Origin of the sequence: Paracidovorax cattleyae (assembly GCF_900104515.1) — a bacterium.
Lineage (GTDB): Bacteria > Pseudomonadota > Gammaproteobacteria > Burkholderiales > Burkholderiaceae_C > Paracidovorax > Paracidovorax cattleyae.
The window spans coordinates 28,740-52,298 of record NZ_FNJL01000033.1 but is presented as its reverse complement, the minus strand read 5'-3'; the positions used below and the strand labels follow the sequence as shown (position 1 = coordinate 52,298).

The window sequence follows — 23,559 nt, the reverse complement described above, 5'->3', positions numbered from 1 at the left end:
CTCACGAGCCTTGCCGGACCATCGCGCCGCGCCGGGGTGCCAGCGTGCGCTCCAGCGCCTCGCGCAGGGTCCAGCGGGTTTTCCAGCCCAGCAGCGCTGCCGCCTTGGCCGGATCACCCAGCTGGTGCGCGCGGTCATGGGGGCGCTTGCGCCGCGGGTCCGCTTCCACGCGGGGCCTGCGTCCGAGCAGCGCGCCGATGTCCGACACCAGCTCGCCCACCGAATGCTCCACGCCCGAGCACAGGTTGAACACGTCGAATGCGGCGTCGGCACGGGCGTCGTCGAGCAATGCGGCCAGCCCCGCAGCGGCTTCGTCGGCATGCATGTAGTCCCGGCGCGGCTCCAGGTTGCCCAGCCGCAGCAGCGGCTCCGCCGACGGGTCGGCGTTGATTTGCGCCAGCACATCGGGGATCAGGTGGGCATTCGGATCATCGTGCGCAATGCAGTTGAACAGGCGCGCGACGCGGCCGCGGCGCCCGGCGCCCAGGCCGCACCAAAGGCGCAACTGGCCCTCGTTGCACAGCTTGGACAGCGCATAGTTATCGCGCGCCTCCGTGGGACTGTGGTCTTCCGCCAGCGCTTCGCAACCCCAGGCGTACACCGCGCCGCTGGAAGCGATCACCACCTGCCGCACATCCGCCTCGCCCGCCGCCTGCAGCACGCTTTCGGTTCCCACCACGTTCACCTGCAGGCAGTGCATGCGCCGGGTCTCGCAGGTGGGAATGTGGTGCACGGCGGCCAGGTGCACCAGCGCATCGGCCCGGAGGTCGCGCAGCATCGACGTGACCGCGGCGGTGTCGCGCACGTCCGCCACCGCTGCGGCCTCCAGCCCCGGAGGCATCGCCATGCCACTCGACAGGTCGTCCAGGCCCGCGACGGTGTCTCCGCGCTGCTGCAGCACGGCCACCAGCCGCCGCCCGATCATGCCGGCCGCACCGGTCACCAGCACCCGGCTCACGCGCGGCCTCCCTCGGCCCCGCCCGCCGGCAGCCTGCGCCGCAGGCGCTCCGGCAGCCAGGCGAAGAGCGGATCCTGGCGGGCGGACCAGGTCCCCGGCGCCCCGCCCGCACGGCGCAGTGCCACATAGCTTCCCAATGCCATGGACAGCGCCAGGAGCGTGCCGGCGAATACCGCCGCGGCGACGAAGGAATGGCGCCGCGATGGCAGCGGTGCAACCGGCAGCGCCGGCAAAGCCTTGTAGCGCAGCTGACCGGCCCTGGAGAGCGACTGCTCCAGGTTCATCCGGATCTCGCTGCCGGCCTGCCGCTGCGCCGTGTTCTCTGCGGTATCGGCAGGGAACAGGCCGGCCAGGCACTGCTCCATCCAGCGGGCCAGTTCCTTGCCCGAGGCCAGCCCATCCAGGCGCGCATCGACGCGATCCAGGAAGCGCTGCTTCCACTGCAGCTGCTCGAGTTCACGCACCCCCTTGCGCAGCTGCGATCGGGTATCGGACATAGTGGATTCCAGCGCCACGATCTGGGCCAGCGGCGACAGGTACCGCCCACCGCCATCGCCCACCGACACCACCGTGTTCACTTCGCTGCGGCGCAGTTCCGGATACTGCTGCAGCAGCCGGTGCATGTCCTCCACCTGCTTCTGGCCCTGCTCGATGGCGAACTGCCGCCGGATCTGCTCGATCTGCAGCTGCGAGCGCTGTTCCAGCACCTCCTGCCGCAGCCGGTCCAGGTATTCACGCAGGTCACCCCAGAGCATGACCTGGCGGATGTGCGATGCGATCACGGCGAACTGCTGCGCCGCAGCGGCTTCGTCGCGCACATTGAGCGAAACCTCCAGCCCCAGTGCCCCGATTTTCTTGGGATCGATGTTGATCTGCTCCCGGATATCGTCCCGCCCCACCGTGCTGCGGTAGCCCACCCGCGTGCTCCAGTAGCGCGGCTGCTGGAACGGCCTTTGCAGCCGGGGAGCCGCGCCGTCGGGCAGGGAGGCATCGGCCAGCGTGGCCGCCACCAGCTGGCGGTCCGACAGCATGGGCAGCAGCCTGCGCCACTGGTCCAGCGACATCTGAGGCGTCTCCAGCAGCGCGGTGGCGCCGTAGAGCGGGTAGCGCAGGGCCAGCCCACCAGCCACCAGTGCAGCCACCAGCGCTACCGGCACCAGCAGCAAACCGAAGTCGCGATAGAAGCGCAGCAGCTCCAGCAGCAGATCACCCAGCGACACATCGCCGCTTCGCTCACGCACGTCGTTCATTGTTGGTATCGGATGGGTGGCGGCATGTCTGAACGCCTGGGCTGCATCGGCATGGCGCCAGTCGGCCAAGCGCGCGGAACCTCCAGCGCGGCGGAAGGGATGTAGCAGGTTGTACCATATCCACAGGCATGCAGAAGTGTCAGGAAACTGCGGGCCGCCAGCCCTCCCCCACTGCGCGGTATGCCGCTCCGGACAGCAGGCCAGCCAGCCACGGCAAGACCCGAACCCACCCCGACGGCGGCCGGCGACGTCCTGGCGTACGGCCGCTGCGCGGTGACGGCATGCGGGCGGGCGAGCCGCAGGCGCCGAAAAAAAGAACAGCGCCAATGGGGCGGCAGCACGCCACGCGTTCGCGCATCACGAGGGTGCGCAGGCCGGCATCCCGCACCAGCGCCAGCAGCGTCGCCAGGTTCAGCAGATAGGCATAGCGGCCGAACCCCGACGGCTCCATGCACCGGGCCGGCCATACCGACAGTGCCAGGGACACGGCCGCAACGAAGACAACGGACAACCACTGTGCCGACAGCGCGCACGCGCCTGCATGCCGGTGCGCAGGAAGCAGCCGGCGCCATGCGCGCATCCTGTCCGGCATGCTCACCGCGCACCCATCCAGTGCGGTGCCACCTCATCCCACCGCCCCTGCACGCGGATGCGTCCCCGCTCCAGCAGCACGACACGGTCGGCCTGCTCCAGCAGGGCGATCCGATGGCCGATGACGACCACGGTCAAGTCGCCATGTAGCCGCTCGATGGCTTCGCGTACGCGCGCTTCGTTGTCGTGGTCCAGCGCGCTGGTGGCCTCGTCGAGGATCAGCAGCGCCGGTCGCTGCAGCAGCGCGCGCGCCAGCGCGATGCGCTGCCGCTCGCCGCCGGACAGCTGCGCGCCGCGCTCCCCCACCACCGTGTCCCACCCCTGCGGCAGGGCATGCACGAACTGCGCACAGGCCTGTTCCAGGGCGCGTCGCAATGCTTCGTCATCGGCATCGGGCGCGGCCAGCAGCAGATTGCTGCGCACGCTGTCGTTGAACAGGAAAGTGTCCTGCGACACATAGGCGACGGCACGCCGCCAGGCACGGCGTTCACGGGCGTCCAGCGGCACGCCATCGACTTCCAGCGCGCCCCCGTCCGGGCCCAGCAATCCGCACAGCACGTCGGCCAGGGTACTCTTGCCGGCACCGGAGGCGCCGACGATGGCGGTGGTCGTCCGTACAGGCAACGTCAGCGAGACATCGTCCAGCGTCCGGACCTCACGGCCTTCGTAGCGCACTACGACGCCGCGCAGGGCTATCGCTGTCCGTGCGGCGGGCACCGCCTGCTGGGCGCCCCCTTCCGGTTCGGCCCAGGCGCGGGCCTCGGCCAGCTGGCGCTCCACCCCGGCGAAGGCTGGCGCCGCATGCAGCCACATCTGCAGTTGCTGGTGACCCGTCGCCAGCAATGGCAGGAGGCGGGCGAACACCAGCACCAGCGTGAGCAGCTCGGCAACCGGCACGGCCCACACCCGCAGCCCCAGGTAGACATAGGTCGCCAGCAGCAGCGCGCCGGCGCTGTGCAGCAGGGCCTTCGACAGGCTCAGCCCCGTGGCGAAACGCAGTTGCTGGTCGCGCAGCCGGCCCGCGTCGCCCGCGACCCAGGCCCGGTAACGCTCCTCTGCGCCCAGGATCTTGGCCAGACGCAATCCGGCCAGGCTGCCGTGCAGGCTGGCGTGCAGACGCTGGCTCGCCACGGTGAGCTGCCGCCCCAGGGCCATCACCCCGCGCCGGTGCCCTGCCAGCAGGGCCAGCAGCAGCGCGCCACCCAGGGCGCTGGCGAGCGCCAGCCTCCAGTGCAGCGCGAACGCGGCAAGCAGATATACCGCAGCGGTGGCCAGAGACGCCAGCATGCCCATGCCGTGGCCCAGGCCGATGCCGATGCGCGCGACGTCGCTGAGCAGGAGGTTCGCCTGCTCCGCCGTGCGCTGCGCGACCACCCAGCGCCACTGCGCACCGAGCAGTGCCGAGAAGCTGGCCTCGCGCAGCCGATCCGCCACCTGTTGCTGCAACCGCGCAGCGGCGCACTCCCGTGCATACTGGATCGCGTTGCGCAGCAGGATCAGCGCACAGAACAGTGCCAGCAACGGCAGCGGCGCCCCCGAGGGCAGGCCCAGCGATGCCCCGGCCTGGACGACGCCCCGCGCGGCGGCGCCCGATGCCGCCACGGAATCACCCTGCAACATCCCCAGCAGGGGCACGAGCAACAGCACGCCGATGCCCTCGGTGGCGCCTGCCACCAGCATCAGCAGGAACAACGCCACGCGCCAGCGCGCCGGCGCCCAGGCCAGGAGCCGTGCCAATGCCTTCCAAGGTCCCGTCACGCGCCCTCCGCACCGACGACGAAGCATCCCGTGCAGGTGAAGCGCTGCGCGCCGACGCCACCGGTCACGAAACCCTGCCCTGCGACGACCCAGGCATGCGCCTGCAGTTGCGACGCGTCCAAGCGCGCCACACCGAAACACACCGCATGGGGAATCCCGAACACTCCGAGCAGACAGCGCGCCGCCAGCGCCTGGGCCAGGCAGTTCGACTGCCAGGGCGTGTGCCGCGCGGCCAGGCGCAATGTGCGGCCGATTTGCTGTGCGCGCCTCCATCCGCGCTGCTCCAGGGGGGGCAGGGACGGCGTCTCGGCGACCGCGCGCCCCAGCCAGGGTGCGAGCCGCCGGAACCCCAGGCAGAGGACGGCCACCCGCGCAAGCCCCAGCAGCAGCCAGGCCGGGAAGAACAGGCAGCGCTCGAAACGCGGAAGGCGCAGGAACGCACGCAGGCGCCTCAGGGGCAGCACATCAGACACGCAGGGACATCCGTTCGGAAGAATGCAGGCGGCACGCCGCCACGCAGGGAATGCCACGCATTACAGCGGATACGGCGGGCTCGCACAACGCAGGAGAAAGACGCTGCATCCAGGTGGCCTCGCACCGTCAGACGCGCCGGCGCCTGGCGAGGTGGCGCGCGGCCAGCCGCAAGGCCCGCACCACCGGATAGGCCCACTCCAGCGGGCTGGGCAGGGCCAGCGCGGCGCGATCATCGTCGGTGGGGGCCAGCAGGACAGCGACCAGCCGCAGGCGCCCGCGCCAGCCCGACTGCAGCGACACCAGCCAACGCAGGTAGCCAATACCGCCCATCCTCGCCGCCAGTTCCGCGCCGCGGTCGGAGCCCAGCGCATCCAGGTGCGGCAGCAGCGCATCGGCCGCGGGACGGGCCGCGTGCAGCAACGCGGGCTGCCCGCGCAGCACGGCAGGCACCTCCACGCCCAGCGTGGCCTCCACGAGCAACGCGGCCATCGCCAGGGAACGCTCGACGCCCAACTGCCGGGCCAGCGCGAGCGTGGCGTCCCAGTCCAGCGTGGTACTGCGCAACGCCAGGGCCATGTCCACCAGCCAGAAGGCACGGTGCCAGTGGTGCTTGGTGCCATGGAATGCGGCATAGGCCACGGCGGCAGGTGGCGCCAGCGTGAGAACCTCGGTTCCGCCCAGCCTCACCGTGGTGACATGCCGCTCCCAGAGCGCCGCCCCTTCCAGGCGGAACTGGCTTCGCCGGTTGGCGAGCCGCAGGTGCAGTTCCACCACCACCCCCGTGGCGGCATGGCGCAGCGGCAGGTCATGGTGGTGGATGCCGTAGCGGTCCAGGTCCGCCACCGCCGCGGAGTCGGGCAGGTAGCCGATGGCCTGCAGCGGCGGCAGTGCCCGGGCGACGCTCTCCGGATCGACCAGCACGTCGATGTCGCTCGCCTCGCGGCGCAGGGGATCGCCGAAAAGCGCTGCATACCCCTGGCCCTTGACCAGGCAGAACCGGATGCCGGCCCCCCGCAGCGCATCAACGATGCCGCGCACAGCCGCAGTGTGCTGCAGCGCGCGCAGGGCCATGCTGCGCTGGCGTTCACGCAATGCCCTGCATAGCTTCGACGGCAGGAGAGCATCGAGCCGGCCCGCGGAGGGCAGCGCCAGCGCCATCCGGTGCCGCGCCAGCGCGTGCATGAAAGCCTCCTCCTCGATGCCGTGACAACGGTCATTGCAAGCCTCTCCCTGCCACATGCGAAGAATGCATGCGAATGCAGGAGACCAGCTGACATGGTCGCCGGAAGCGCCGCGGCTCGACGTAGCCCTCACCGGGCTCACTCCCGTCCACCCGGCCGTCCGGGGGCTGGAAGCTCCCTGGGCAAGTCTGGCCGCAGCCCGCCCGCAAGGCAACCACCCACCGGCCCCGCGGCGGCCCTGGGCGCACTCGGTGCCGACCTGTCTGGCAAACGAACGGTTTTGATTTCTTCCCCTCCTCCAAGGATGACTCGGCAGTGCGCGCTGCCTGCAGGACCCCGCGCATCGGGGCCAGCATAACGGCACCCCACAGCAGAGCAATGCAGAGACCATGAGGGACAGTGGAATCGGCTTGCACTCTCCACGGCGCAGGCCGGCCTGCAGGATCGCTCGCGTCGGCAGAGGTTCAGCAAGGGGTGCTTCGCGCTTCACGCCTGCACAGGATCCGCCAACGTGTCCGCACCGTAGCCCAGCCTCCGCATCATGGCCCCGTGGTCCCCCATGATCCGTCCTGCCTGATCAGGTTGCAGCACGCCGCGCCATGCGCCGGAGCGGCCCTGCCGGAAAAACCGCCGCTGCCCCTTTTGGCGCTCGGAGAACCCCTCGCGCTCCTCGATGCCGCGCAAGGCCTCGAAATCGCAGGCATCCACGGCGCGGGCCACGCAATCCGCATCCACCGACAGACCCATGAAGCGAGAAAGCCGCGCGGCTTCACCCAGCGGATCGGCCAGCAGCGCTTCGTAGCGCAGCAGCAGCCGGGGACCCGGCGCATCGTCCAGCCAGGAACGCACGTGCCCGGACCACGACCCGAACCGCTGGGGTGCCTGGGGCCGGAAAGAGTCAATGCTGCGGCTCAGGGTCAGTGCATCGTCCGCCATGCGGGCAATGGCCGTGTCCACGTCCACCCCCATGTGGTCTGCCCAGGAGGGCGCCACGTCGCGGGGGTCGCGCACGATGTGGATCGTCCCAAGGGTCACCTCTGCAGGGAACAGCCCCGGGTCGTAACGATCGTGCACCTTGAGAATGCAAAGGCGCCGCGCGCCCTCCTCACGGTGGGACTGGGCGCGCATCGCATTCAATTCGGACGCCAGCATGTCCCCGCTGCCCACATCGATGCATGCCTCGATCCAGGCGCGCGCGGCGGAGTTGGGCACGGTATCGCCCAGCCCGCCCAGCCGCACGGGCGCACCGCCGGACTGCAGGCTGGCGATCAGGCACCGGACCCAGGTATTGCCGGACTTGGGATACGAAGCGATCCAGAAGATGCCGCGGCGCGTCATGTACGGAAGTGCGCCTCGACCAGATCCGCCGTGGCGTCCAGTGCATCGAAGCTGCGCGGACGCTGCAGCGTCCAGACCGGCACCACGCGACCGATGGACGCGGCCTGGCCGAAAAGGGCATCCCGCAGGCCCATGCGCGCAGCCACTCGAGGCCTCGCGAGGTGCCCATGGAGGGCGGGCACGGCGGCGGCAGGCGAAAGCCGCTGCAGAGCCACTTCGGATCCTTCCCGCAGCACCAGCACGGCGCAGAGCGGCGCAGGAGCGGGATCGAAGCCCGCTTGCGGCCGCAGATCGTACTTGTCCATCCCCTCGCGCACCCGCGGCGCACCTTCGCCCGGAATCCGCAGCGCATCCATGGCTTCGCGCCAGAGCTTGAGGCGTGGGAATGCCGGAAGTACCTCGATACGGCCACCGCCGCCGGCCACATCCAGCACGGCGAGGTCGTCCCCGAGCAGGCCATGCCCCCGTCGCAGCAGCACAGCCGCCAGCGTCGACTTGCCGGCACCACCGTGGCCCGCGATGGCCAGCGTTCGCGTCCCCATGCGCAAGCAGGCGGCATGCAGCGGGAAGAGTCCGCGCTGCAGGCACAGATAGGCCAGTGCCGATCCAAGGAGGAACAGGCGCCAGCCCGCATCGTCCGGACGCAACCGCTGCACGCGGATGTTTCGCCCGCCCTGGACGTGGATGCGCACCAGGTCCGGGATCTGCATGAGGACCGTGCCATCCCCGCCCACCTCCAGCCAGGAGGGTTCCTGCATGCAGGCATCGAGCCGGTCCGGGACCGGCCCTTCCTCGATGGAGATATCCTCCGGCGCTTCCAGGGCTCCGGGCCATGGCGGCAGCTCCGGCAGCGCGATGCCGCTGCGGACGTGCCATCCGCACAACTGGTAATGGTGGAGACTCACCGGCGGATCTCCACCGCGCCAGCTTCCTGCAGCTTGCCGAGCAGCGCTGCCACGTCGGCCTCGATGGCGGCCCTGGCGCCCGCGTAGATTCCCTCCAGGCAGTCGCACAGCGCCGGGAACGAACAGGGCAGGGCGATGCACGACCAGACGTCACGACCGACCGAATCCAGCGCCAGATAAGTGCCGCGCCCGGCGATCATGATGACCAGCTCTTCGCCCATGTCTGCGGCAAGGCAATCGGGCGCACGGGCGATCAGGGCATCCGGTTCAACGTTCATCCACTGCATCTTTCTTCGGGAAGGGGGGACATCGCCCAGGGAGCGTCGTTGAGGAATTCTATCGACGCGCGGCGCGCGCGGCGGCGATCGCCTCGAACGTCAGCCGCCCAGGGGGCAGGCGAGGCGTCGAAACACGACTTCGCCGTAGGCCTGCTCCCGCAGCCGCCGGTTGTCCGGCCCGAACAGCGGTGTGTCCGCGCGCGGCGCCTCCGGCATGCGCAGGACCGGCTCGAACCAGCGGGCGGCACCTGCATCGCGGAGTCGGAAATTGGAATGGCGCAGCACCAGCAGTCCACCGGGCCGCAGGCAGCGCGCGAAATCCTCCAGTTGCGCATCGAAATCCTCGAAACGGATGAGATGGTCACAGCGCTCGCCAGTGTGCCGGGCCAGGTCACCCCGGCGCAGCACCGCAAGGCAGAAGACGGCGTCGTAGGCGGCGTCCGCCTCCGCGGCCGTGCTGCCCGCCACGCGGAACCGCATGCCGGGGTCGGGCCGGGTGCGGAGCCGCTGGCAGCAGGTGGCGATATGGCCCGGATGGATGTCCAGTCCGGTGATCAGCCCGTCCGGGAAGTACCGGCGCAGGCTTGCGGCTTCCTCCCCGGTCGAGCAGCCGAACGACAGCAGCCGGGGGGCCGCAGTGCCGGACAAGGATTCCTGGACGAACCCGAAGAGGCTTGGATAGCGGTCTGCGGACGTGGTGCCGTAGTCCTGGAAGAGCGGCTCGGGCGAGGTGATTCGCAGCCACGCATAGCCGCGTCCTTCGCGGCTGCGCAAGGCACGGTACAGCAGGCGCAGGCCGGTCATTGCCTGCAGTCGGCGCCAGGGTCGCCCGGGCGGGCTCATGGCCGCGTGGCCGCGCGGCGGCATCCGGCGAAGCACGGGACATGCCGGGTGGTCACAGAAAGATGGCGCGACAGGTTTGGCATCGGGAGTCCGGCGGCGGTCGTGGGGCCGATGATACGGAATGCGTCGCAGCCGATACCGATCGAGCCACGGCGCCCGGTCCGGCCCTGCGCGAGTGCCCACGTCGGTGTAAACCTGGGCCCCGGTGGCACGGACCCCATGTAGCATGGCGTCCGGCGCGCAGTGCGACGCATGCGCAGCCAGGAGATTTGGAGGGGTCCGGGCGGCCGCGATCGTGGCATCCCGGGCGGTGATGTTCGCATCCGAGGAGGAACTTGATGTCCGACGCATACATTGGCGAAATCCGTTTGTTTCCGTTCGACTGGACACCCAGGGGATGGTTGCCGTGCGACGGCCGCACGCTGACGATCCAGGGCAATCAGGCGCTGGCATCGCTGCTGGGCAACCAGTTCGGTGGCGACGGCAAGACCAACTTCAACCTGCCCGACCTGCGCGGCCGCGTGCCGGTCAGCCAGGGTGTCAATCCGCTGACATCGCCGCCGGTGACCTACGCGGTCGGGAACTACGGCGGGCTGGAAGGCGTCGCGCTGACGGCGGCGCAGGTGCCACCCCATTCGCATTCCGTGAATGCAGTCGGTGCTGCGGCAACCACCGGCGCAGTCGTGACCACGTCCAATGTCCTGCCTGCCCAGCCCGCCGCTCCGCACAACCTGTATGCGCCAGCCGGTCCAGCGGTGGGGCTGGCCGCCGACTCGGTGAGCCAGGAAGGTGCCAACGCCACGCACAACAACATGCAGCCGTCTCTGGTGCTGAATTTCTGCATCTGCACGGTGGGCCTCTACCCGCAGCGCGCCTGATGGTCTGACTACAAGAGGAACGACACCATGGAAGCCTATACCGGTCAGATCATCCTGTTCGCCGGCAACTACGAGCCCGAAGGCTGGGCGTTCTGCGACGGGCGCCAGTTGCAGATCAACAGCTACCAGGCCCTGTACGCACTGATCGGCACCACGTACGGCGGCGATGCGAGAACCACCTTCAATCTGCCGGACCTGCGCGGCAGGCTGGCGATCGGCCAGGGCCAGGGCGTGGCTCGTGCTCCGGCGCCGCAATTGACCGCGCGGGTGCTGGGGCAGAGGCTCGGCACCGAGACGGTGGCCCTGCAGGTGGCCGAAATGCCCGCGCACCGGCACACCTTGCAGGCGCTCAACACGCCGGCCACGGCGCTGACGCCCGCCGGCCAGTTGCCTGCCATCGGACAGAACGGCGATGCGCCGTACTTCACGCCGCCCAGCGGAAGCACGCCTGCGGTCAATACCCTGGCAGTCAATGCCGTGAACCCGAGCGGGGCCGGCCAGCCGCACGACAACCGCATGGCGACGCAGACGCTGAACTACCTGATCTGCCTGAACGGATTGTTCCCGGACCGGCCGTGATCGGCCTTCGCAAAGGAGTTCGACATGTCCAATAGCTTCATCGGTGAAATCCGCGCGTTTCCCTACAACTTCGCTCCGGAAGGCTGGCTCGACTGCATGGGCCAGCTCGTCAGCCTGCAGCAGTATCAGGCACTTTTCGCAGTCATCGGATTCACATACGGCGGCGACAACCGCACGACCTTTGGCCTGCCCGATCTGCGTGGCCGTGCCGCGGTCGGCCAGGGCCAGGGGCCGGGCTTGAGCAGCTATGCGATCGGCCAGCTGCAGGGGGCGGACAGCGTCGCGCTGGTGTCGCCGACGCAGTTGCCCGCGCACACCCACACCATCACCAGCAAGTTCATGCCGCCCGGTACTGCGCCAGGCGCATCCGGCAGTGCGCCGAGCGGCAACGCGTACCTGTCGCGCTTGCTCGATCCAACCACCTCGCCACCGACGACCAACAGCGCCTATGCGCCGAACAGCACGACGCCGATCGTGCAGTTGCAGTCCACCGCGCTGACGCCGTTCCCGTCCACCGCGGCGGCGGCGCAGGCGCATGAGAACCGGCAGCCGTTCACCACGTTGCGCTATTGCATCTGCGCCACCGACGGCGTCTATCCGCCCAGGCCGTGATGCCGCTGCGGTTCGCCTGCCCGGCGCCGCTGCTGGCGCGGGGCATCACGCTGCACGAGGAGCGCGTGGCGGACCTGCCGGCGCTGCGCGCGCTGTTCCGGCACCAGCGATGGGCCGAGTTCGCCATGCTGCCGTGGGACGATGCGGCGAAGGCGGCGTTGCTCGACCAGCAGTTCGACGCGCAGCGGCGCCATTACGCGAGCGCCCATCCGCAGGTGCTGTTCCTGGTGCTGATGCACCAGGAACAGACAGCGGGCCGGCTCTATCTGGGCCGCAGCGAGGCCGGCGACCTGGGCCTGCTGGACATCCTGCTGTCGCCACAATACCGCGGCCAGGGCCTGGGAACGGCCCTGATCGGGGCTTTGCAGGACCAGGCGGCGATGGATGGGCGACGGGTGCTGCTGGAAGTGGGCAAGGGCAATCCGGCTGCCGGGCTTTACCGCCGGCTCGGCTTCTGCCCCCTCGCCGACACCGGCATCGGCTGGCACATGGCCTGGGCCGCGGCTTCCACGCTCCTTTCTGGAGTGCACGCCGCACCCTGAACCCTCCCTCGTCCAGGACGTGCCTGGCCACGCCATTTATGATAAGGAACACCCGCGGCAGTTGCCGCGACCCGCAATCCGACAGCCAGAGAGGTTCCGCATGAACGACCACGAATCCACAGCACCTGGCGAGCCTTCGCAGCCGACGGACCGCAAGGCCTGGACCACTCCGGTGGTCTCTTTCCTTTCGATGGACGACACGGCGCTCAACGCCACCGTCGGCGATGACGGCCGGGGGCCCACGACCGGCTCCTGAGGGGTCCGGATCCGACGCGGCCGGGCCAATTTCCGATGAGCGATTTCGCCGGCATCTGGCACCTGGATGGTCGGCCCGTACCGGACGACCTGATCGAACGGCTGGGCAACGCACTGGACGCGCGGGGGATAGGCCCCGCGCGCATCTGGCACGGCGGCCACATCGCCATCGTGCACCGCCAGCACTTCTTCACGCCGGAGGACGAGGGCGAGGCAATGCCGGCCACCGGGGCGTCCGGCGCCGTTCTGTCCGCCGATGTCACGTTGGCCGCTCGCAGTGAGCTTGCCGCCGCGCTGGGACCCGCATCCCCGCCATCGCGGCCGGACGGCCGCCTGCTGCTGGAGGCACTGCAGCGCTGGGATGCCGCGGCATTGCCGCGAATCCACGGTTCCTTTGCCCTGGCACTGTACCGGCCGGACCAGCGGCGGCTGCTGCTGGCGCGCGACCCCGTGGGCCAGTGCTCGCTGTTCGTCCATCGCGGAGCGCGGCTCATCGCTTTTTCCACCCGAGTGCGGGCGTTGCTGGCATTGCCGGAGATTCCCAGGCATCTGGACGAACAGGCGCTCGCCGACCAGTTGATCATGGACCGCTGCAGGCCGCACCGCACGGTGTATCGGGCCATCGACCGCGTGCTGCCGGGGCATGTCATGCATCTGACGCCGGATACTCTGCGCACCGAGCGATGGTGGTCGCTGCCCGAAGCGGGGTCGCTGCGCCTGGGCAGCGATGCCGATGTCGAGGCCGCGGCGGCGGAGGTGCTGGACCGTGCCGTCGGCGATGCGCTGAGAGCCCGTGGCCCGATGGCAGCCTGCCTGACCGGCGGGCTCGACAGCGGCTCGGTGGTGCTGTCGGCGGCGAGACAACTGGCGCCGGCCCCCCTGCTCACCCTCACACGGGTGCCACGCGCAGCCACTGCGACGGCGAGCGAGACCCATTACTACGACGAGTCGCCCCGCGCGCGCCTGCTGGCCGCCACCCATCCCGGCGTTGACTGGCACACGATAGGCGACGATGCCGGCGACTGGGGCGAATATGACGCCGGGCGCTGGTGGCAGGAAAACGGCCAGCCGATGCGTGCACCATTGAACATGGCCTGGTTCTTCCCTTTCTACCGCTTCATGCGCGAGCACGGGGCGAACGTGCTGATGGGAGGCGAAATGGGCAATGCCTTCTACAGCTACGACGGCCTGGCCCGCCTGCCGGAACTGCTGCGCAGCCGCGAGTGGCGCACTCTGCTGGCACAGACCCGCTCGCTCGCGAGGGCCGAGGGCCTGACTTTTCGCAAAGCCGCTCAACGCCATGTACTGCGCCCGTTCGCACCCGTCGCGGTGCTGCGCCGCTGGCACCGCCTGCCGGCGGCGTTCTGGACGCAATACGCGGCACTGCATCCGCAGTTGGCCAATGAACTCGGCCTGCAGCGGAATCTCGACCGGGACCGCTACCGGTTTCGCCTCGGCGGACGCCATCGGTCGGTGCGCGCCCTGCGCGAATGGCTGACCGGCCATGCCGGGGCCATGGACGGGTGGGGCACGCTGCGCGCGATTTCCGGCGTGGATGTCCGCATGCCGCTCGCCGACCGGCGGGTCATCGAATTCTTCGGCAGCCTGCCGCTGGACCAGTTCCTGCGCGACGGCGTCAGCCGCTCCCTCCCTCGCCGCCTGCTGGCCGCGCGCGGCGCGCCGCCGGAGATCCATGCCAACCGGCAGGTGGGCGTGCAGCACGGAGACTGGTTCGCCCGCCTGACCGCCCAGCGCCCGGCACTGCAGCAGCAACTCGATGCCCTGCACGGCTCCGCGCTGGCCCGGCGGGTGCTCGACCTGCCCCGCCTGCAGGGGTTGATGGACCGTTGGCCGTCCGATGCGCAGGCGGCCGAGCCGCGGCGCGAGGAATACCTTCAGATGCTGGGCTACGGCCTGCAGGTGGGTGGCTTCCTGGCGTGGCACGAACGCAACGTCTGAACATCCCCTACAAGGTTGCCGGGCACCGCCCGGCTTTTTTTCGCCTGGGCGACACGTAACCAGGGATTACCCGCATCAGACCCGGCCGTTTACTGTCTACATTTTTTGTATGCAAGACTGGCGCACAAGATATCGCGTCCATCGGGGGTTTTCCATGCATTTCCTTTTCCGCACCTTGTTCGGCCGCGTCGTGCTGGCCCTCGTGGCCGGCATCGCCGTGGGCCTCCTGTGGCCACAGTGGGCCGTGCAGCTCAAGCCGCTGGGCGACGGGTTCATCAAGCTCATCAAGATGCTGATCCCGCTGGTGGTGTTCTGCGTGGTGGTGCATGGCATCGCCGGCACGGGGGACCTGAAGCGCGTGGGCCGGGTGGGCATCAAGTCGCTGATCTACTTCGAGGTGGTCACCACCGTCGCGCTGGCGCTGGGCCTCGTACTGGCCTTCGTGTTCGAGCCCGGAGTGGGCATGAACGTGGACCCGCGCGCATTGGATGCCTCGGCGCTCAGCGCCTACACGGACACGGCGAACAAGCTCTCGGGCGGCGGCTTCAGCGATTTCCTGCTCAAGCTCATCCCCAGCACCGCCGTGAGCGCCTTCTCCACGGGCGACGTGCTGCAGGTGCTGCTGTTCTCGATCGTCTTCGGCTGCGCGCTGGCGCTGGTGGGCGAGCGCGGCGCCCGCGTGGCAGGGCTCATCGAGGATTTCTCGGTGGTGCTGTTCCGCGCCATGGGCCTCATCATCCAGCTCGCGCCCCTGGGCGTGCTGGGGGCCATCGCCTTCACCGTGGGCAAGTACGGCGTCGGCTCGCTCAAGCAGCTGGGCATGCTGGTGGGGCTGTTCTACCTGGCCGTGGCGCTGTTCGTCGTGGTCGTGCTCGGGCTCATCATGCGCTTCTCGGGCTTCAGCCTCTTCAAGCTGCTGCGCTACCTGCGCGAGGAACTGGCCGTGGTGTTCGCCACCACCTCGTCCGACAGCGTGCTGCCGCAGATCATGGCCAAGCTCAAGCACATGGGCGTGCGCGACTCGACCGTGGGGCTGGTGATTCCCACCGGCTACTCGTTCAACCTGGATGCATTCTCCATCTACATCACGCTCGCGGCCGTGTTCATCGCCCAGGCGACCAACACCCCGATCAGCATGACCGACCTGCTGACCATCCTCGCCATTTCGCTCGTCACCTCCAAAGGCGCGCATGGCGTGCCGGGCTCGGCCATCGTGGTGCTGGCCGCCACGCTGCACGCGATCCCGGCCATTCCCGCCATCGGCCTGGTGCTGGTGCTGTCGGTGGACTGGTTCATGGGCATCGCCCGGGCCCTGGGCAACCTGGTGGGCAACTGCGTGGCGACCGTGGCCATCGCCGCCTGGGAAGGCGACATCGACCGCGAACGCGCCCGGGCCGTGCTCGACGGCAAGGAAGTGCCGCCCGTGCCTTGACCAGTCCCGGGGCACATTTGCAACAGTTTCGTGTTTTGCGTAACAAAAGAAACCTTCTGCGGTGTAATCGAAGCGCCCTGCCCGAAGGTTCTCCATGCTCCAGACACTGCGCTCCAAGATACTTTTCATCAGCACCGCCACGGTCGTGTGCGCCCTGGCGGTCACCGGAGCCGCCACCTACACCATCACCCGCGCGAGCACGTTCGAGACCATCGAGCAGGATCTGAATGCGATCGCCGCCGGCAATGCCATGGCGGTGGACCAGTGGGTGGCCTCCAAGGGCACAGCCGTGCAGGCGACGGCAGCGGCCATCGAGCACGGCGACCCGCAGGGCTATGTGCCGCTGATGGGCAAGGCCAACGGCTTCCCCATCACCACCGTCGGCTGGGAAGACAAGACCTTCTTCTCCACCACCAAGACGGCCCCGGGCTACGACCCCACGGCCCGCCCCTGGTACAAGAGCGCCGTGCAGGCCGGCAAGCTGGCCGTCACCAAGCCCTATGGCGACTCGACCACCGGCGTGCCCCACGTGGCCTTCGTGGCGCCCATGCTGCGCGGCGGCAAGCTCGAGGGCGTGCTGAGCGGCGCGGTGCCGCTCGACGGCGTGCGCGAGGTGGTCGCGGCCATCCGCCCGACGCCCGGCAGCTTCGGTTTCGTGGTCAATAGCGACGGGCAGGTCATCGCGCATGCCGACGCCAGGCTGGCGCTCAAGCCGGTCACCGAGATTTCTTCCGTGCTGACGCCGGCCACCATGGCGTCCCTGGCCACGTCGGACAAGCCGCTCGAGGTCGGGATGGACGGCGCCGCCAAGCTGCTCAAGGGCCGCACCGTGCACGGCACGGACTGGACGCTGATCGTGGCGCTCGACAAGGCCGAGGCCACCGCCGGCCTGCGCAGCGTGCTGCACACCCTGGCCGTCGCGATCGTGCTGCTGGCCCTGGCCGCGGCCGGCGTCGCCGCCCTGCTCACCGCCACGTCCTTCCGCCGCCTCTCGCAGGTGCGCGACGCCATGGACCGCATCGGCTCCGGCGGCGGCGACCTGACCCAGCGCCTGCCCGTGTCCGGCCGCGACGAGGTGGCCCAGATCGCCTCCTCGTTCAATGCCTTCGTCGAGCAGATCGGCACCGTGCTCCAGGACGTGCGCCACGGCGTGGAATCCATGAAGACGGCCACCGACGAGATCCGCGCCGGCAACCAGGACCTCTCCAACCGCACCGAGGGTTCGGCGAGCGCCCTGCAGGAGACCTCCGCATCGCTGTCGCAGCTCACCGGCACCCTGCAGCAGTCGGCCGAATCGGCCGCGCAGGCCACGCGCCTGGCGAACGCGGCGAGCGCCTCCGCCCTGAAGGGCGGCGAGGTGGTGGCCAGCGCCGTCCACACCATGGATGACATCTCCAAGGCCTCGTCCAAAATCGGCGAGATCATCGGCGTGATCGATTCCATCGCCTTCCAGACCAACATCCTGGCGCTGAACGCGGCCGTGGAGGCGGCGCGCGCCGGCGAGCAGGGCCGGGGCTTCGCCGTCGTGGCCGGCGAGGTGCGCAGCCTCGCGCAGCGCAGCGCCGAGGCCGCCAAGGAAATCAAGTCGCTGATCGACGCCTCGGGCGCCAGCGTGCTCACCGGCACCGAGCGCGTGCGTGCGGCCGGGGAGACCATGGGCGAGATCGTGGACGGCATCCAGCGCGTGACCCAGATCATCGGCGAGATCAACGGCTCCATGGCCGAGCAGAGCTCGGGCATCGCGCAGATCAACCAGGCCGTCGCCGAGATGGACCGCGCCACGCAGCAGAACGCGGCCCTGGTGGAGGAATCCACCGCCGCCTCCGGCGTGCTCAACGACCAGGCCCACCACCTGTCGCGCACCGTGGCGGGCTTCACGCTCGACGATCACTCCGCGCCGGGCTCCCACGCACCGGCCCTGCCGCGCTGAGCGCGGCCGGCCTCTCCCGACGGCACCGATGGGCGTCAGCCAGAGCCAGATCGCACAGCAGGTCGTCGAGTCCATCCTGGCGCAGAAGCTCGCGCCCGGCGAGCGACTCGGTGAGCAGGACCTGGCCAACCTGTTCGGCGTCAGCCGCACCATGGTGCGGGAAGCGCTGATGCAGCTGCAGGCGCGTGGTTTCGTCGAGGTGCGCGCGCGGCGCGGCTGGTACGTGGTGGAGCCGTCGGTGGAGGACGCGCGCGACGCTTTCTCCGCGCGACGCATCATCGAATCGGGCATCCTGGCCGACGCCGGCCGGCCGCTGCAGCAGACCGTGGTGCCGCGCCTGCGCGCCCACATCGGCGAGGAGCGGCGCGCGATCGAGGGCGCGGATGCCGCGACGCGCGCCTTCCTGCTGGCCGACTTCCACGTCTGCCTGGCCGAGGCGCTGGGCCATCGCACGCTCAGCGACCTGCTGCGCGACCTCACGGCCCGCACCACGCTGGCCGCATCGCTCTACCAGTCGCAGCACGGCGCCAGCCAGTCCTGCGAGGAACACGCGGCCATCGTGGAGGCGCTGGAGGCCGGGGACACCGCCCTGGCCCGGGAGCGCATGCTGGCGCACATCGGCCACGTGGAAGACGCGCTCGACCCGGGCCAGCCCCTGGTGCGCGACCGGCTGCGCGAATCGCTCGCCCCCCTGGCCGCCGCGGCCCGGCCCGCGGCCGACTGAGCGCGCCCCGGCCGGCAGCCCTGCCGGCCGCATCCTCTCCCCTGCCTGTCTCCTGCACCCTGAAGCGCTCGCTGGCAAGCGGGTAAGCACCGACCCGCTGGTGCACTCCGGGACTTTAAATGCATCCATTTTTTGTATACAAACTCGCATGCATTCTGGGAAGCCAATACAAGGAGACAGCCCCATGCAATCCGCCACCAGCCCGGCGGGCACCGCAGGCCACGCCGCGGTCGCCCAGCCCGCCACGTCCTCGCCAGCGCACGGCGCCCCTGCCTCGCCCCATGCCGGCAACGCGCTCATCAAGCCCGGCTACGACCCGCGGCTGACCAACGAGGACCTCGCCCCGCTCAGGAAACAGACCTGGGGCCAGTACAACATCTTCGCGTTCTGGATGTCGGACGTGCACAGCGTGGGCGGCTACGTCACGGCCGGCAGCCTGTTCGCGCTGGGGCTGTCCAGCTGGCACGTGCTGGCGGCGCTGCTGATCGGCATCGTGATCGTGCAGTTCTTCTGCAACCTGGTGGCCAGGCCCAGCCAGGTGACGGGCGTGCCCTACCCCGTGATCTGCCGCGCCTCGTTCGGCGTGCTGGGCGCCAACATCCCGGCCATCATCCGCGGGCTGATCGCGGTGGCCTGGTACGGCATCCAGACCTACCTGGCCTCCAGCGCCTTCATGATCCTGGCGCTGCACTTCTACCCCTCGCTCGACGCCTATGCCGATGTCACGCGGCACGGCTTCGCGGGCCTGTCCACGCTGGGCTGGGTGTCGTTCATGGTCATGTGGGTGCTGCAGGCGCTGGTGTTCTGGCACGGCATGGAGGCCATCCGCCGCTTCATCGACTGGGCCGGCCCGGGCGTCTATGTGGTGATGGCCATCCTCTGCGGCTGGCTGGTCTGGAAGGCCGGCTGGAAGAACATCGACCTGAACCTGGGCGGCGTGCGCTTCCAGGGCCGGGACGCGGTGCCGGTGATGCTCTCGGCCATCGCGCTGGTGGTGAGCTACTTCAGCGGCCCGATGCTCAACTTCGGCGACTTCTCGCGCTATGGCAAGAGCTTCGACGCGGTGAAGAAGGGCAACTTCTGGGGCCTGCCGGTCAACTTCGTGTTCTTCTCGCTGCTCACCGTGGTCACCACCGCCGCCACGCTGCCCGTGTTCGGCGAACTCATCACCGACCCGGTCCACACCGTGGGCCGCATCGACTCCACCACCGCCGTGGTGCTGGGCGCGCTCACCTTCATGATCGCCACCGTGGGCATCAACATCGTCGCCAACTTCGTGTCGCCCGCGTTCGACTTCTCCAACGTGGCGCCGCAGCACATCAGCTGGCGCACGGGCGGCATGATCGCCGCCGTGGGCTCGATCTTCATCACGCCCTGGAACCTCTACAACAACCCGCAGGTCATCCACTACACGCTGGACATCCTGGGCTCGTTCATCGGCCCGCTGTTCGGCATCCTGATCGCCGACTACTACTTCGTGCGCCGCCAGCAGGTGGTGGTCGATGACCTCTACACCATGGACACGCAAGGCCGCTACTGGTACCAGGGCGGCTACAACCCCCGCGCCGTGATGACCATGGTGCCCGCCGCGCTGGTGCCCATCCTGTGCGTCATCGTGCCCGGCTGGCGCGGCGCCGCCAGCTATGCCTGGTTCATCGGCATGGGCCTGGGCCTGGTCATCTACCTGGCACTGAACCGCAAGCAACATTGAAACCGAAGAAGGAACGGGCAGCGCCCATGCGTATCAAGATCATCAATCCCAACACCACCTGGAGCATGACCGAGAAGATCGGGGCCTGCGCGCGCGCCGTGGCGCGGCCGGGCACCGAGGTCATCGCCGTGAGCCCCGCCATGGGCCCGGCGTCCATCGAGAGCCATTACGACGAGGCGCTGGCCGTGCCCGGCCTGCTGCAGGAGATCGCCCGCGGCGAAGCCGAAGGCGTCGATGGCTACGTGATCGCCTGCTTCGGCGACCCGGGCCTGAAGGCCGCGCGCGAACTGGCTCGCGGCCCGGTGGTGGGCATCGCCGAGGCCGCCATGCACCTGGCGAGCATGGTGGGCACGCGCTTTTCCGTGGTGACCACGCTGGGCCGCACCATGGGCCAGGCCTGGCACCTGGCCGAGATCTACGGCATGGAGCGCTTCTGCGCCAACGTGCGCGCCTGCGAGCTGCCGGTGCTGGAACTGGAAGTGCCCGGCTCCGACGCCCGCGAACGCATCATCGACGAATGCCGCCGCGCGCTGGCAGAAGACGGCTGCGACGCGATCGTGCTGGGCTGCGCCGGCATGGCCGACCTGTGCGAGCACATCGGTGGCGTGCTGGGCGTGCCGGTGATCGACGGCGTGGCGGCCGCCGCCCTGCTGGTCGAATCGCTGGTGGCGCTGCGCCTGTCCACCAGCAAGCACGGCGAGCTGGCCCGGCCGCTGCCCAAGGCCATGGCCGGGGCGCTGGCCGGCTTCACGCTGGGCGAGGCTCCCGCGGCTGCGGCGCCGCCCCCCGCGCCGGCACTGCGGCGCGCCTGACCGCGGCGGCGCCGCTTGCCGCGACAATCCCGCCATGCCCCGCGCCGCCCCCACTTCCGCTCCTGCTCCCGCCTCCCCACCCGAACCCCGCCGCGCCTCCACCGCCGCGCCCGCGCCGGCACGCAAGGCGCGTGCGTCCCGGCCCCCCGCACCGGCGCAGCGCGCGGACGCGCCCGCCGCGCCGGAGGCGGTGCAAGTCTCGATCGAAGGCATCGCGCGCGACCTGGCGACCGCCATCGTCGAGAAGCGCCTGCCGCCCGGCACCTGGCTGCGCGAGGAAGCACTGGGGCGCATCTATTCCGTGAGCCGCACCAAGGTGCGCGCCGCGCTGGTCATGCTGGCCAAGGACCGGCTGATCGAGACCATTCCCGACAAGGGCTCGTTCGTGAGCCGGCCCAGCGTGCAGGAGGCGCGCGAGGTCTTCGCCGTGCGCCGCATCCTGGAGAGCGAGGTCGTGCGGCTGTTCGTGGCCCGGGCGAAGCGGGCCGATTACCAGCTGCTGGAGCAGCACATCCGCTTCGAGCGCACGGCACTCAAGGCCGGCCCCGCCACCGGCAGCGTGCAGGAGAAGCTGCTGGGCGACTTCCACGTCGCGCTGGCCGAGGCGGCAGGCAACCACACGCTCGCCCAGCTGGTGCAGGAGATGGTGGCGCGCAGCTCGCTCATCGCCATGCTCTACCACTCGTCCAACGACGCGCACTGCTCGTCCGGAGAGCATGCCGGGTTCCTGCGCGTGTGCCGCAGCGGCGATGCCGAGGCGGCGGTCGCCTGCATGGTGGACCATCTCGACCGCATCGAAGCCAGCCTGGAGCTCGACAGCGAGCGGGCCGACCGGCAGCTGGACCTGGTGAAGGCCCTGCTGGCCTGAACGCGGCCGCGCGGGTTTTCCATCGTGGCGGCAGGCATCGGAATTGCATACATTTTTTCCATACAGCCGTGTATGCAGTCCAGCCGCCGAGGATTCCCGCCATGTCTTCCACTTCCACTTCCACCGCCATCCACCCCGTGGACCAGCGCCTGCCCGCCGGCCAGCTCGCCGCTTTGGGCCTGCAGCACGTGCTGGTCATGTATGCCGGCGCGGTCGCCGTGCCGCTCATCATCGGCCGGGCGCTCAACCTCACGCCCGATCTGGTCGCCAGGCTCATCTCGGCCGACCTGTTCTGCTGCGGCCTGGTCACGCTGATCCAGGCACTGGGCGCCACGCGCTGGTTCGGCGTGCAGCTGCCGGTGATGATGGGCGTGACCTTCGCGGCCGTGGCGCCCATGGTGTCCATGGCCCAGTCCACCGCCGGCCCGGCGGGCGCGGGGCTGATCTTCGGCTCGGTGATCGGCGCGGGCGTGGTCTCGATCCTGATCGCGCCGCTCATCAGCCGCATGCTGCGCTTCTTCCCGCCCGTGGTCACGGGCACCATCATCGCGGTCATCGGCATCAGCCTGATGCGCGTGGGCATCAACTGGATCTTCGGCAACCCGGCAGGCCCCACGGCGCCCACGGTGGTGAACCCCGACCACGTGAAGTGGCTGGCCGAGGCGCAGGCCGCCGCCGGCGCGCCGGGCTCGTCGCTGCCGCCCGTGCCCCAGGGCTTCGCGGTGGTGCCCACCGTGCCCAACCCGCGCTATGCCGACCTGACGGGCGTGGGCATCTCGGCGCTGGTGCTGCTGTCCATCCTGCTGATCGCCAGGTTCGCGCGCGGCTTCCTGGCCAACATCTCGGTGCTGCTGGGCATCTGCATCGGCGGCGCAGCGGCCACGACCCTGGGGCTGATGGGCTTCGAGAAGGTGGCGAAGGCGCAGTGGTTCGACCTGGTGCTGCCCTTCGAGATCGCTGCGCCCATCTTCGACCCGGTGCTGATCCTCACCATGACGCTGGTCATGGTGGTCGTGATGATCGAATCCACCGGCATGTTCCTCGCGCTGGGCGAGATGACCGGCAGGAAGGTGGACCAGGCGGCGCTGACGCGCGGCCTGCGCACCGACGGGCTGGGCACGCTCATCGGGGGCCTGTTCAACACATTCCCCTACACCAGCTTCTCGCAGAACGTGGGGCTGGTGGCCGTGACCGGCGTCAAGAGCCGCTTCGTCTGCGTGGCCGGCGGCCTGATCCTCATCCTGCTGGGCCTGGTGCCCAAGATGGCGGCACTGGTCGAATCGCTGCCCACCGTGGTGCTGGGCGGTGCGGGCCTGGTGATGTTCGGCATGGTGGCGGCCACCGGCATCCGCATCCTGGGCTCGGTCGATTTCAAGGCCAACCGCTTCAACGCCATGATCGTGGCCGTGTCCATCGGCGTGGGCATGGTGCCGCTGGTGGCGCCCAACTTCCGCCAGTGGATGCCGCATGCCATCCACCCGCTGATCGAATCCGGTATCCTGCTGGCCTCGATCACCGCCGTGCTCCTGAATGTCTTCTTCAATGGCACCAGCCGCGACACCTCCGCGGCCGTGGATGCCGCCCGGCAGGCCGAAGCGCACTGAGCCCGGCCTGCCCCGGCACAGCCCCGCGCCGCATCCGGCGCGGGCATTCGGTCCCCATGCACATATCGCATGGGGCC

Annotated in this window: 23 protein-coding genes; 13 read left to right on the top strand and 10 right to left on the bottom strand. The window is 69.7% G+C overall.

The window, feature by feature from the left end; all coding sequences use genetic code 11:
- Position 1 precedes the first annotated feature (1 nt).
- The 10 genes from BLR05_RS21450 to BLR05_RS21405 form a co-directional block, all read right to left on the bottom strand.
- Complete coding sequence (locus BLR05_RS21450) at positions 2 to 958, bottom strand: NAD-dependent epimerase/dehydratase family protein (RefSeq protein WP_092838656.1); 957 nt, start codon at positions 956 to 958, stop codon at positions 2 to 4.
- On the bottom strand, positions 955 to 2,208 hold the full coding sequence (locus tag BLR05_RS21445) for a hypothetical protein (RefSeq protein ID WP_092838653.1): 1,254 nt from the start codon (positions 2,206 to 2,208) through the stop codon (positions 955 to 957). The genes BLR05_RS21450 and BLR05_RS21445 overlap by 4 nt, the downstream gene beginning before the upstream one ends.
- 139 nt (positions 2,209 to 2,347) lie before the next feature.
- Positions 2,348 to 2,806 (bottom strand): hypothetical protein, encoded by a 459-nt coding sequence (locus BLR05_RS26835; protein ID WP_208606045.1) that lies wholly within the window; start codon positions 2,804 to 2,806, stop codon positions 2,348 to 2,350.
- Positions 2,803 to 4,557, bottom strand: coding sequence for an ABC transporter ATP-binding protein (locus BLR05_RS21435; protein WP_092838650.1), 1,755 nt, complete (start codon positions 4,555 to 4,557; stop codon positions 2,803 to 2,805). Before BLR05_RS21435 ends, BLR05_RS26835 begins: the two co-directional genes overlap by 4 nt.
- Positions 4,554 to 5,030 (bottom strand): lasso peptide biosynthesis B2 protein, encoded by a 477-nt coding sequence (locus BLR05_RS21430; RefSeq protein WP_092838647.1) that lies wholly within the window; start codon positions 5,028 to 5,030, stop codon positions 4,554 to 4,556. Before BLR05_RS21430 ends, BLR05_RS21435 begins: the two co-directional genes overlap by 4 nt.
- Before the next feature lie 127 nt (positions 5,031 to 5,157).
- Positions 5,158 to 6,270: a nucleotidyltransferase domain-containing protein gene (locus tag BLR05_RS21425; protein ID WP_167361315.1), complete on the bottom strand. Its 1,113-nt coding sequence runs from the start codon at positions 6,268 to 6,270 to the stop codon at positions 5,158 to 5,160.
- Positions 6,271 to 6,698: 428 nt separating this feature from the next.
- Positions 6,699 to 7,550 carry a sulfotransferase domain-containing protein gene (locus BLR05_RS21420; protein WP_092838641.1) on the bottom strand — a complete coding sequence of 284 codons (852 nt, stop codon included), beginning with the start codon at positions 7,548 to 7,550 and terminating at the stop codon, positions 6,699 to 6,701.
- Positions 7,547 to 8,455: a phosphoenolpyruvate carboxykinase (ATP) gene (locus tag BLR05_RS21415; protein WP_092838638.1), complete on the bottom strand. Its 909-nt coding sequence runs from the start codon at positions 8,453 to 8,455 to the stop codon at positions 7,547 to 7,549. The genes BLR05_RS21420 and BLR05_RS21415 overlap by 4 nt, the downstream gene beginning before the upstream one ends.
- Positions 8,452 to 8,733, bottom strand: a complete 282-nt coding sequence (locus tag BLR05_RS21410) for a PqqD family protein (protein ID WP_092838636.1) — start codon at positions 8,731 to 8,733, stop codon at positions 8,452 to 8,454. The genes BLR05_RS21415 and BLR05_RS21410 overlap by 4 nt, the downstream gene beginning before the upstream one ends.
- A 99-nt stretch (positions 8,734 to 8,832) precedes the next feature.
- Complete coding sequence (locus tag BLR05_RS21405; protein ID WP_208606043.1) at positions 8,833 to 9,537, bottom strand: class I SAM-dependent methyltransferase; 705 nt, start codon at positions 9,535 to 9,537, stop codon at positions 8,833 to 8,835.
- A gap of 377 nt (positions 9,538 to 9,914) precedes the next feature.
- On the opposite strand from BLR05_RS21405, the gene BLR05_RS21400 reads away from it, so the two are divergent.
- The 13 genes from BLR05_RS21400 to BLR05_RS21345 all read left to right on the top strand — a co-directional run bounded on the left by BLR05_RS21400 (position 9,915) and on the right by BLR05_RS21345 (position 23,482).
- Positions 9,915 to 10,454 carry a phage tail protein gene (locus BLR05_RS21400; RefSeq protein WP_092838633.1) on the top strand — a complete coding sequence of 180 codons (540 nt, stop codon included), beginning with the start codon at positions 9,915 to 9,917 and terminating at the stop codon, positions 10,452 to 10,454.
- Between the two features lie 27 nt (positions 10,455 to 10,481).
- On the top strand, positions 10,482 to 11,033 hold the full coding sequence (locus BLR05_RS21395; protein WP_092838630.1) for a phage tail protein: 552 nt from the start codon (positions 10,482 to 10,484) through the stop codon (positions 11,031 to 11,033).
- A gap of 24 nt (positions 11,034 to 11,057) precedes the next feature.
- Complete coding sequence (locus tag BLR05_RS21390; RefSeq protein WP_092838627.1) at positions 11,058 to 11,645, top strand: phage tail protein; 588 nt, start codon at positions 11,058 to 11,060, stop codon at positions 11,643 to 11,645.
- Positions 11,645 to 12,187, top strand: a complete 543-nt coding sequence (locus tag BLR05_RS21385; RefSeq protein ID WP_092838624.1) for a GNAT family N-acetyltransferase — start codon at positions 11,645 to 11,647, stop codon at positions 12,185 to 12,187. The genes BLR05_RS21390 and BLR05_RS21385 overlap by 1 nt, the downstream gene beginning before the upstream one ends.
- Positions 12,188 to 12,287: 100 nt before the next feature.
- A complete protein-coding gene (locus tag BLR05_RS26670; RefSeq protein WP_167361314.1) occupies positions 12,288 to 12,443 on the top strand; it encodes a hypothetical protein in 156 nt (51 codons plus the stop codon).
- A 35-nt stretch (positions 12,444 to 12,478) separates the two neighbouring features.
- Positions 12,479 to 14,401 carry an asparagine synthetase B family protein gene (locus tag BLR05_RS21380; RefSeq protein WP_092838621.1) on the top strand — a complete coding sequence of 641 codons (1,923 nt, stop codon included), beginning with the start codon at positions 12,479 to 12,481 and terminating at the stop codon, positions 14,399 to 14,401.
- Between the two features lie 154 nt (positions 14,402 to 14,555).
- Positions 14,556 to 15,833 (top strand): C4-dicarboxylate transporter DctA, encoded by a 1,278-nt coding sequence (locus BLR05_RS21375; RefSeq protein ID WP_092838618.1) that lies wholly within the window; start codon positions 14,556 to 14,558, stop codon positions 15,831 to 15,833.
- A 94-nt stretch (positions 15,834 to 15,927) separates the two neighbouring features.
- On the top strand, positions 15,928 to 17,763 hold the full coding sequence (locus tag BLR05_RS21370) for a methyl-accepting chemotaxis protein (protein WP_092838615.1): 1,836 nt from the start codon (positions 15,928 to 15,930) through the stop codon (positions 17,761 to 17,763).
- A 28-nt stretch (positions 17,764 to 17,791) separates the two neighbouring features.
- Complete coding sequence (locus tag BLR05_RS21365) at positions 17,792 to 18,487, top strand: GntR family transcriptional regulator (RefSeq protein WP_092838612.1); 696 nt, start codon at positions 17,792 to 17,794, stop codon at positions 18,485 to 18,487.
- A gap of 184 nt (positions 18,488 to 18,671) precedes the next feature.
- Positions 18,672 to 20,198, top strand: coding sequence for an NCS1 family nucleobase:cation symporter-1 (locus tag BLR05_RS21360; RefSeq protein WP_092838609.1), 1,527 nt, complete (start codon positions 18,672 to 18,674; stop codon positions 20,196 to 20,198).
- Between the two features lie 26 nt (positions 20,199 to 20,224).
- On the top strand, positions 20,225 to 21,010 hold the full coding sequence (locus tag BLR05_RS21355; protein WP_092838606.1) for an aspartate/glutamate racemase family protein: 786 nt from the start codon (positions 20,225 to 20,227) through the stop codon (positions 21,008 to 21,010).
- 34 nt (positions 21,011 to 21,044) lie between these two features.
- On the top strand, positions 21,045 to 21,878 hold the full coding sequence (locus tag BLR05_RS21350; RefSeq protein ID WP_092838603.1) for a GntR family transcriptional regulator: 834 nt from the start codon (positions 21,045 to 21,047) through the stop codon (positions 21,876 to 21,878).
- A gap of 101 nt (positions 21,879 to 21,979) precedes the next feature.
- Positions 21,980 to 23,482 carry a nucleobase:cation symporter-2 family protein gene (locus tag BLR05_RS21345; protein ID WP_092838600.1) on the top strand — a complete coding sequence of 501 codons (1,503 nt, stop codon included), beginning with the start codon at positions 21,980 to 21,982 and terminating at the stop codon, positions 23,480 to 23,482.
- Positions 23,483 to 23,559 lie beyond the last annotated feature (77 nt).

What these genes read in the sequence shown, in the direction of transcription:
- BLR05_RS21445 (WP_092838653.1), bottom strand. Translation starts at nt 2,208, where the DNA reads ATGAACGACGTGCGTGAGCGAAGCGGCGATGTGTCGCTGGGTGATCTG.
- BLR05_RS21425 (WP_167361315.1), bottom strand. Translation starts at nt 6,270, where the DNA reads ATGTGGCAGGGAGAGGCTTGCAATGACCGTTGTCACGGCATCGAGGAG.
- BLR05_RS21420 (WP_092838641.1), bottom strand. Translation starts at nt 7,550, where the DNA reads ATGACGCGCCGCGGCATCTTCTGGATCGCTTCGTATCCCAAGTCCGGC.
- BLR05_RS21410 (WP_092838636.1), bottom strand. Translation starts at nt 8,733, where the DNA reads ATGAACGTTGAACCGGATGCCCTGATCGCCCGTGCGCCCGATTGCCTT.
- BLR05_RS21405 (WP_208606043.1), bottom strand. Translation starts at nt 9,537, where the DNA reads ATGACCGGCCTGCGCCTGCTGTACCGTGCCTTGCGCAGCCGCGAAGGA.
- BLR05_RS21400 (WP_092838633.1), top strand. Translation starts at nt 9,915, where the DNA reads ATGTCCGACGCATACATTGGCGAAATCCGTTTGTTTCCGTTCGACTGG.
- BLR05_RS21395 (WP_092838630.1), top strand. Translation starts at nt 10,482, where the DNA reads ATGGAAGCCTATACCGGTCAGATCATCCTGTTCGCCGGCAACTACGAG.
- BLR05_RS21390 (WP_092838627.1), top strand. Translation starts at nt 11,058, where the DNA reads ATGTCCAATAGCTTCATCGGTGAAATCCGCGCGTTTCCCTACAACTTC.
- BLR05_RS21385 (WP_092838624.1), top strand. Translation starts at nt 11,645, where the DNA reads ATGCCGCTGCGGTTCGCCTGCCCGGCGCCGCTGCTGGCGCGGGGCATC.
- BLR05_RS26670 (WP_167361314.1), top strand. Translation starts at nt 12,288, where the DNA reads ATGAACGACCACGAATCCACAGCACCTGGCGAGCCTTCGCAGCCGACG.
- BLR05_RS21380 (WP_092838621.1), top strand. Translation starts at nt 12,479, where the DNA reads ATGAGCGATTTCGCCGGCATCTGGCACCTGGATGGTCGGCCCGTACCG.
- BLR05_RS21375 (WP_092838618.1), top strand. Translation starts at nt 14,556, where the DNA reads ATGCATTTCCTTTTCCGCACCTTGTTCGGCCGCGTCGTGCTGGCCCTC.
- BLR05_RS21370 (WP_092838615.1), top strand. Translation starts at nt 15,928, where the DNA reads ATGCTCCAGACACTGCGCTCCAAGATACTTTTCATCAGCACCGCCACG.
- BLR05_RS21365 (WP_092838612.1), top strand. Translation starts at nt 17,792, where the DNA reads ATGGGCGTCAGCCAGAGCCAGATCGCACAGCAGGTCGTCGAGTCCATC.
- BLR05_RS21360 (WP_092838609.1), top strand. Translation starts at nt 18,672, where the DNA reads ATGCAATCCGCCACCAGCCCGGCGGGCACCGCAGGCCACGCCGCGGTC.
- BLR05_RS21355 (WP_092838606.1), top strand. Translation starts at nt 20,225, where the DNA reads ATGCGTATCAAGATCATCAATCCCAACACCACCTGGAGCATGACCGAG.
- BLR05_RS21350 (WP_092838603.1), top strand. Translation starts at nt 21,045, where the DNA reads ATGCCCCGCGCCGCCCCCACTTCCGCTCCTGCTCCCGCCTCCCCACCC.
- BLR05_RS21345 (WP_092838600.1), top strand. Translation starts at nt 21,980, where the DNA reads ATGTCTTCCACTTCCACTTCCACCGCCATCCACCCCGTGGACCAGCGC.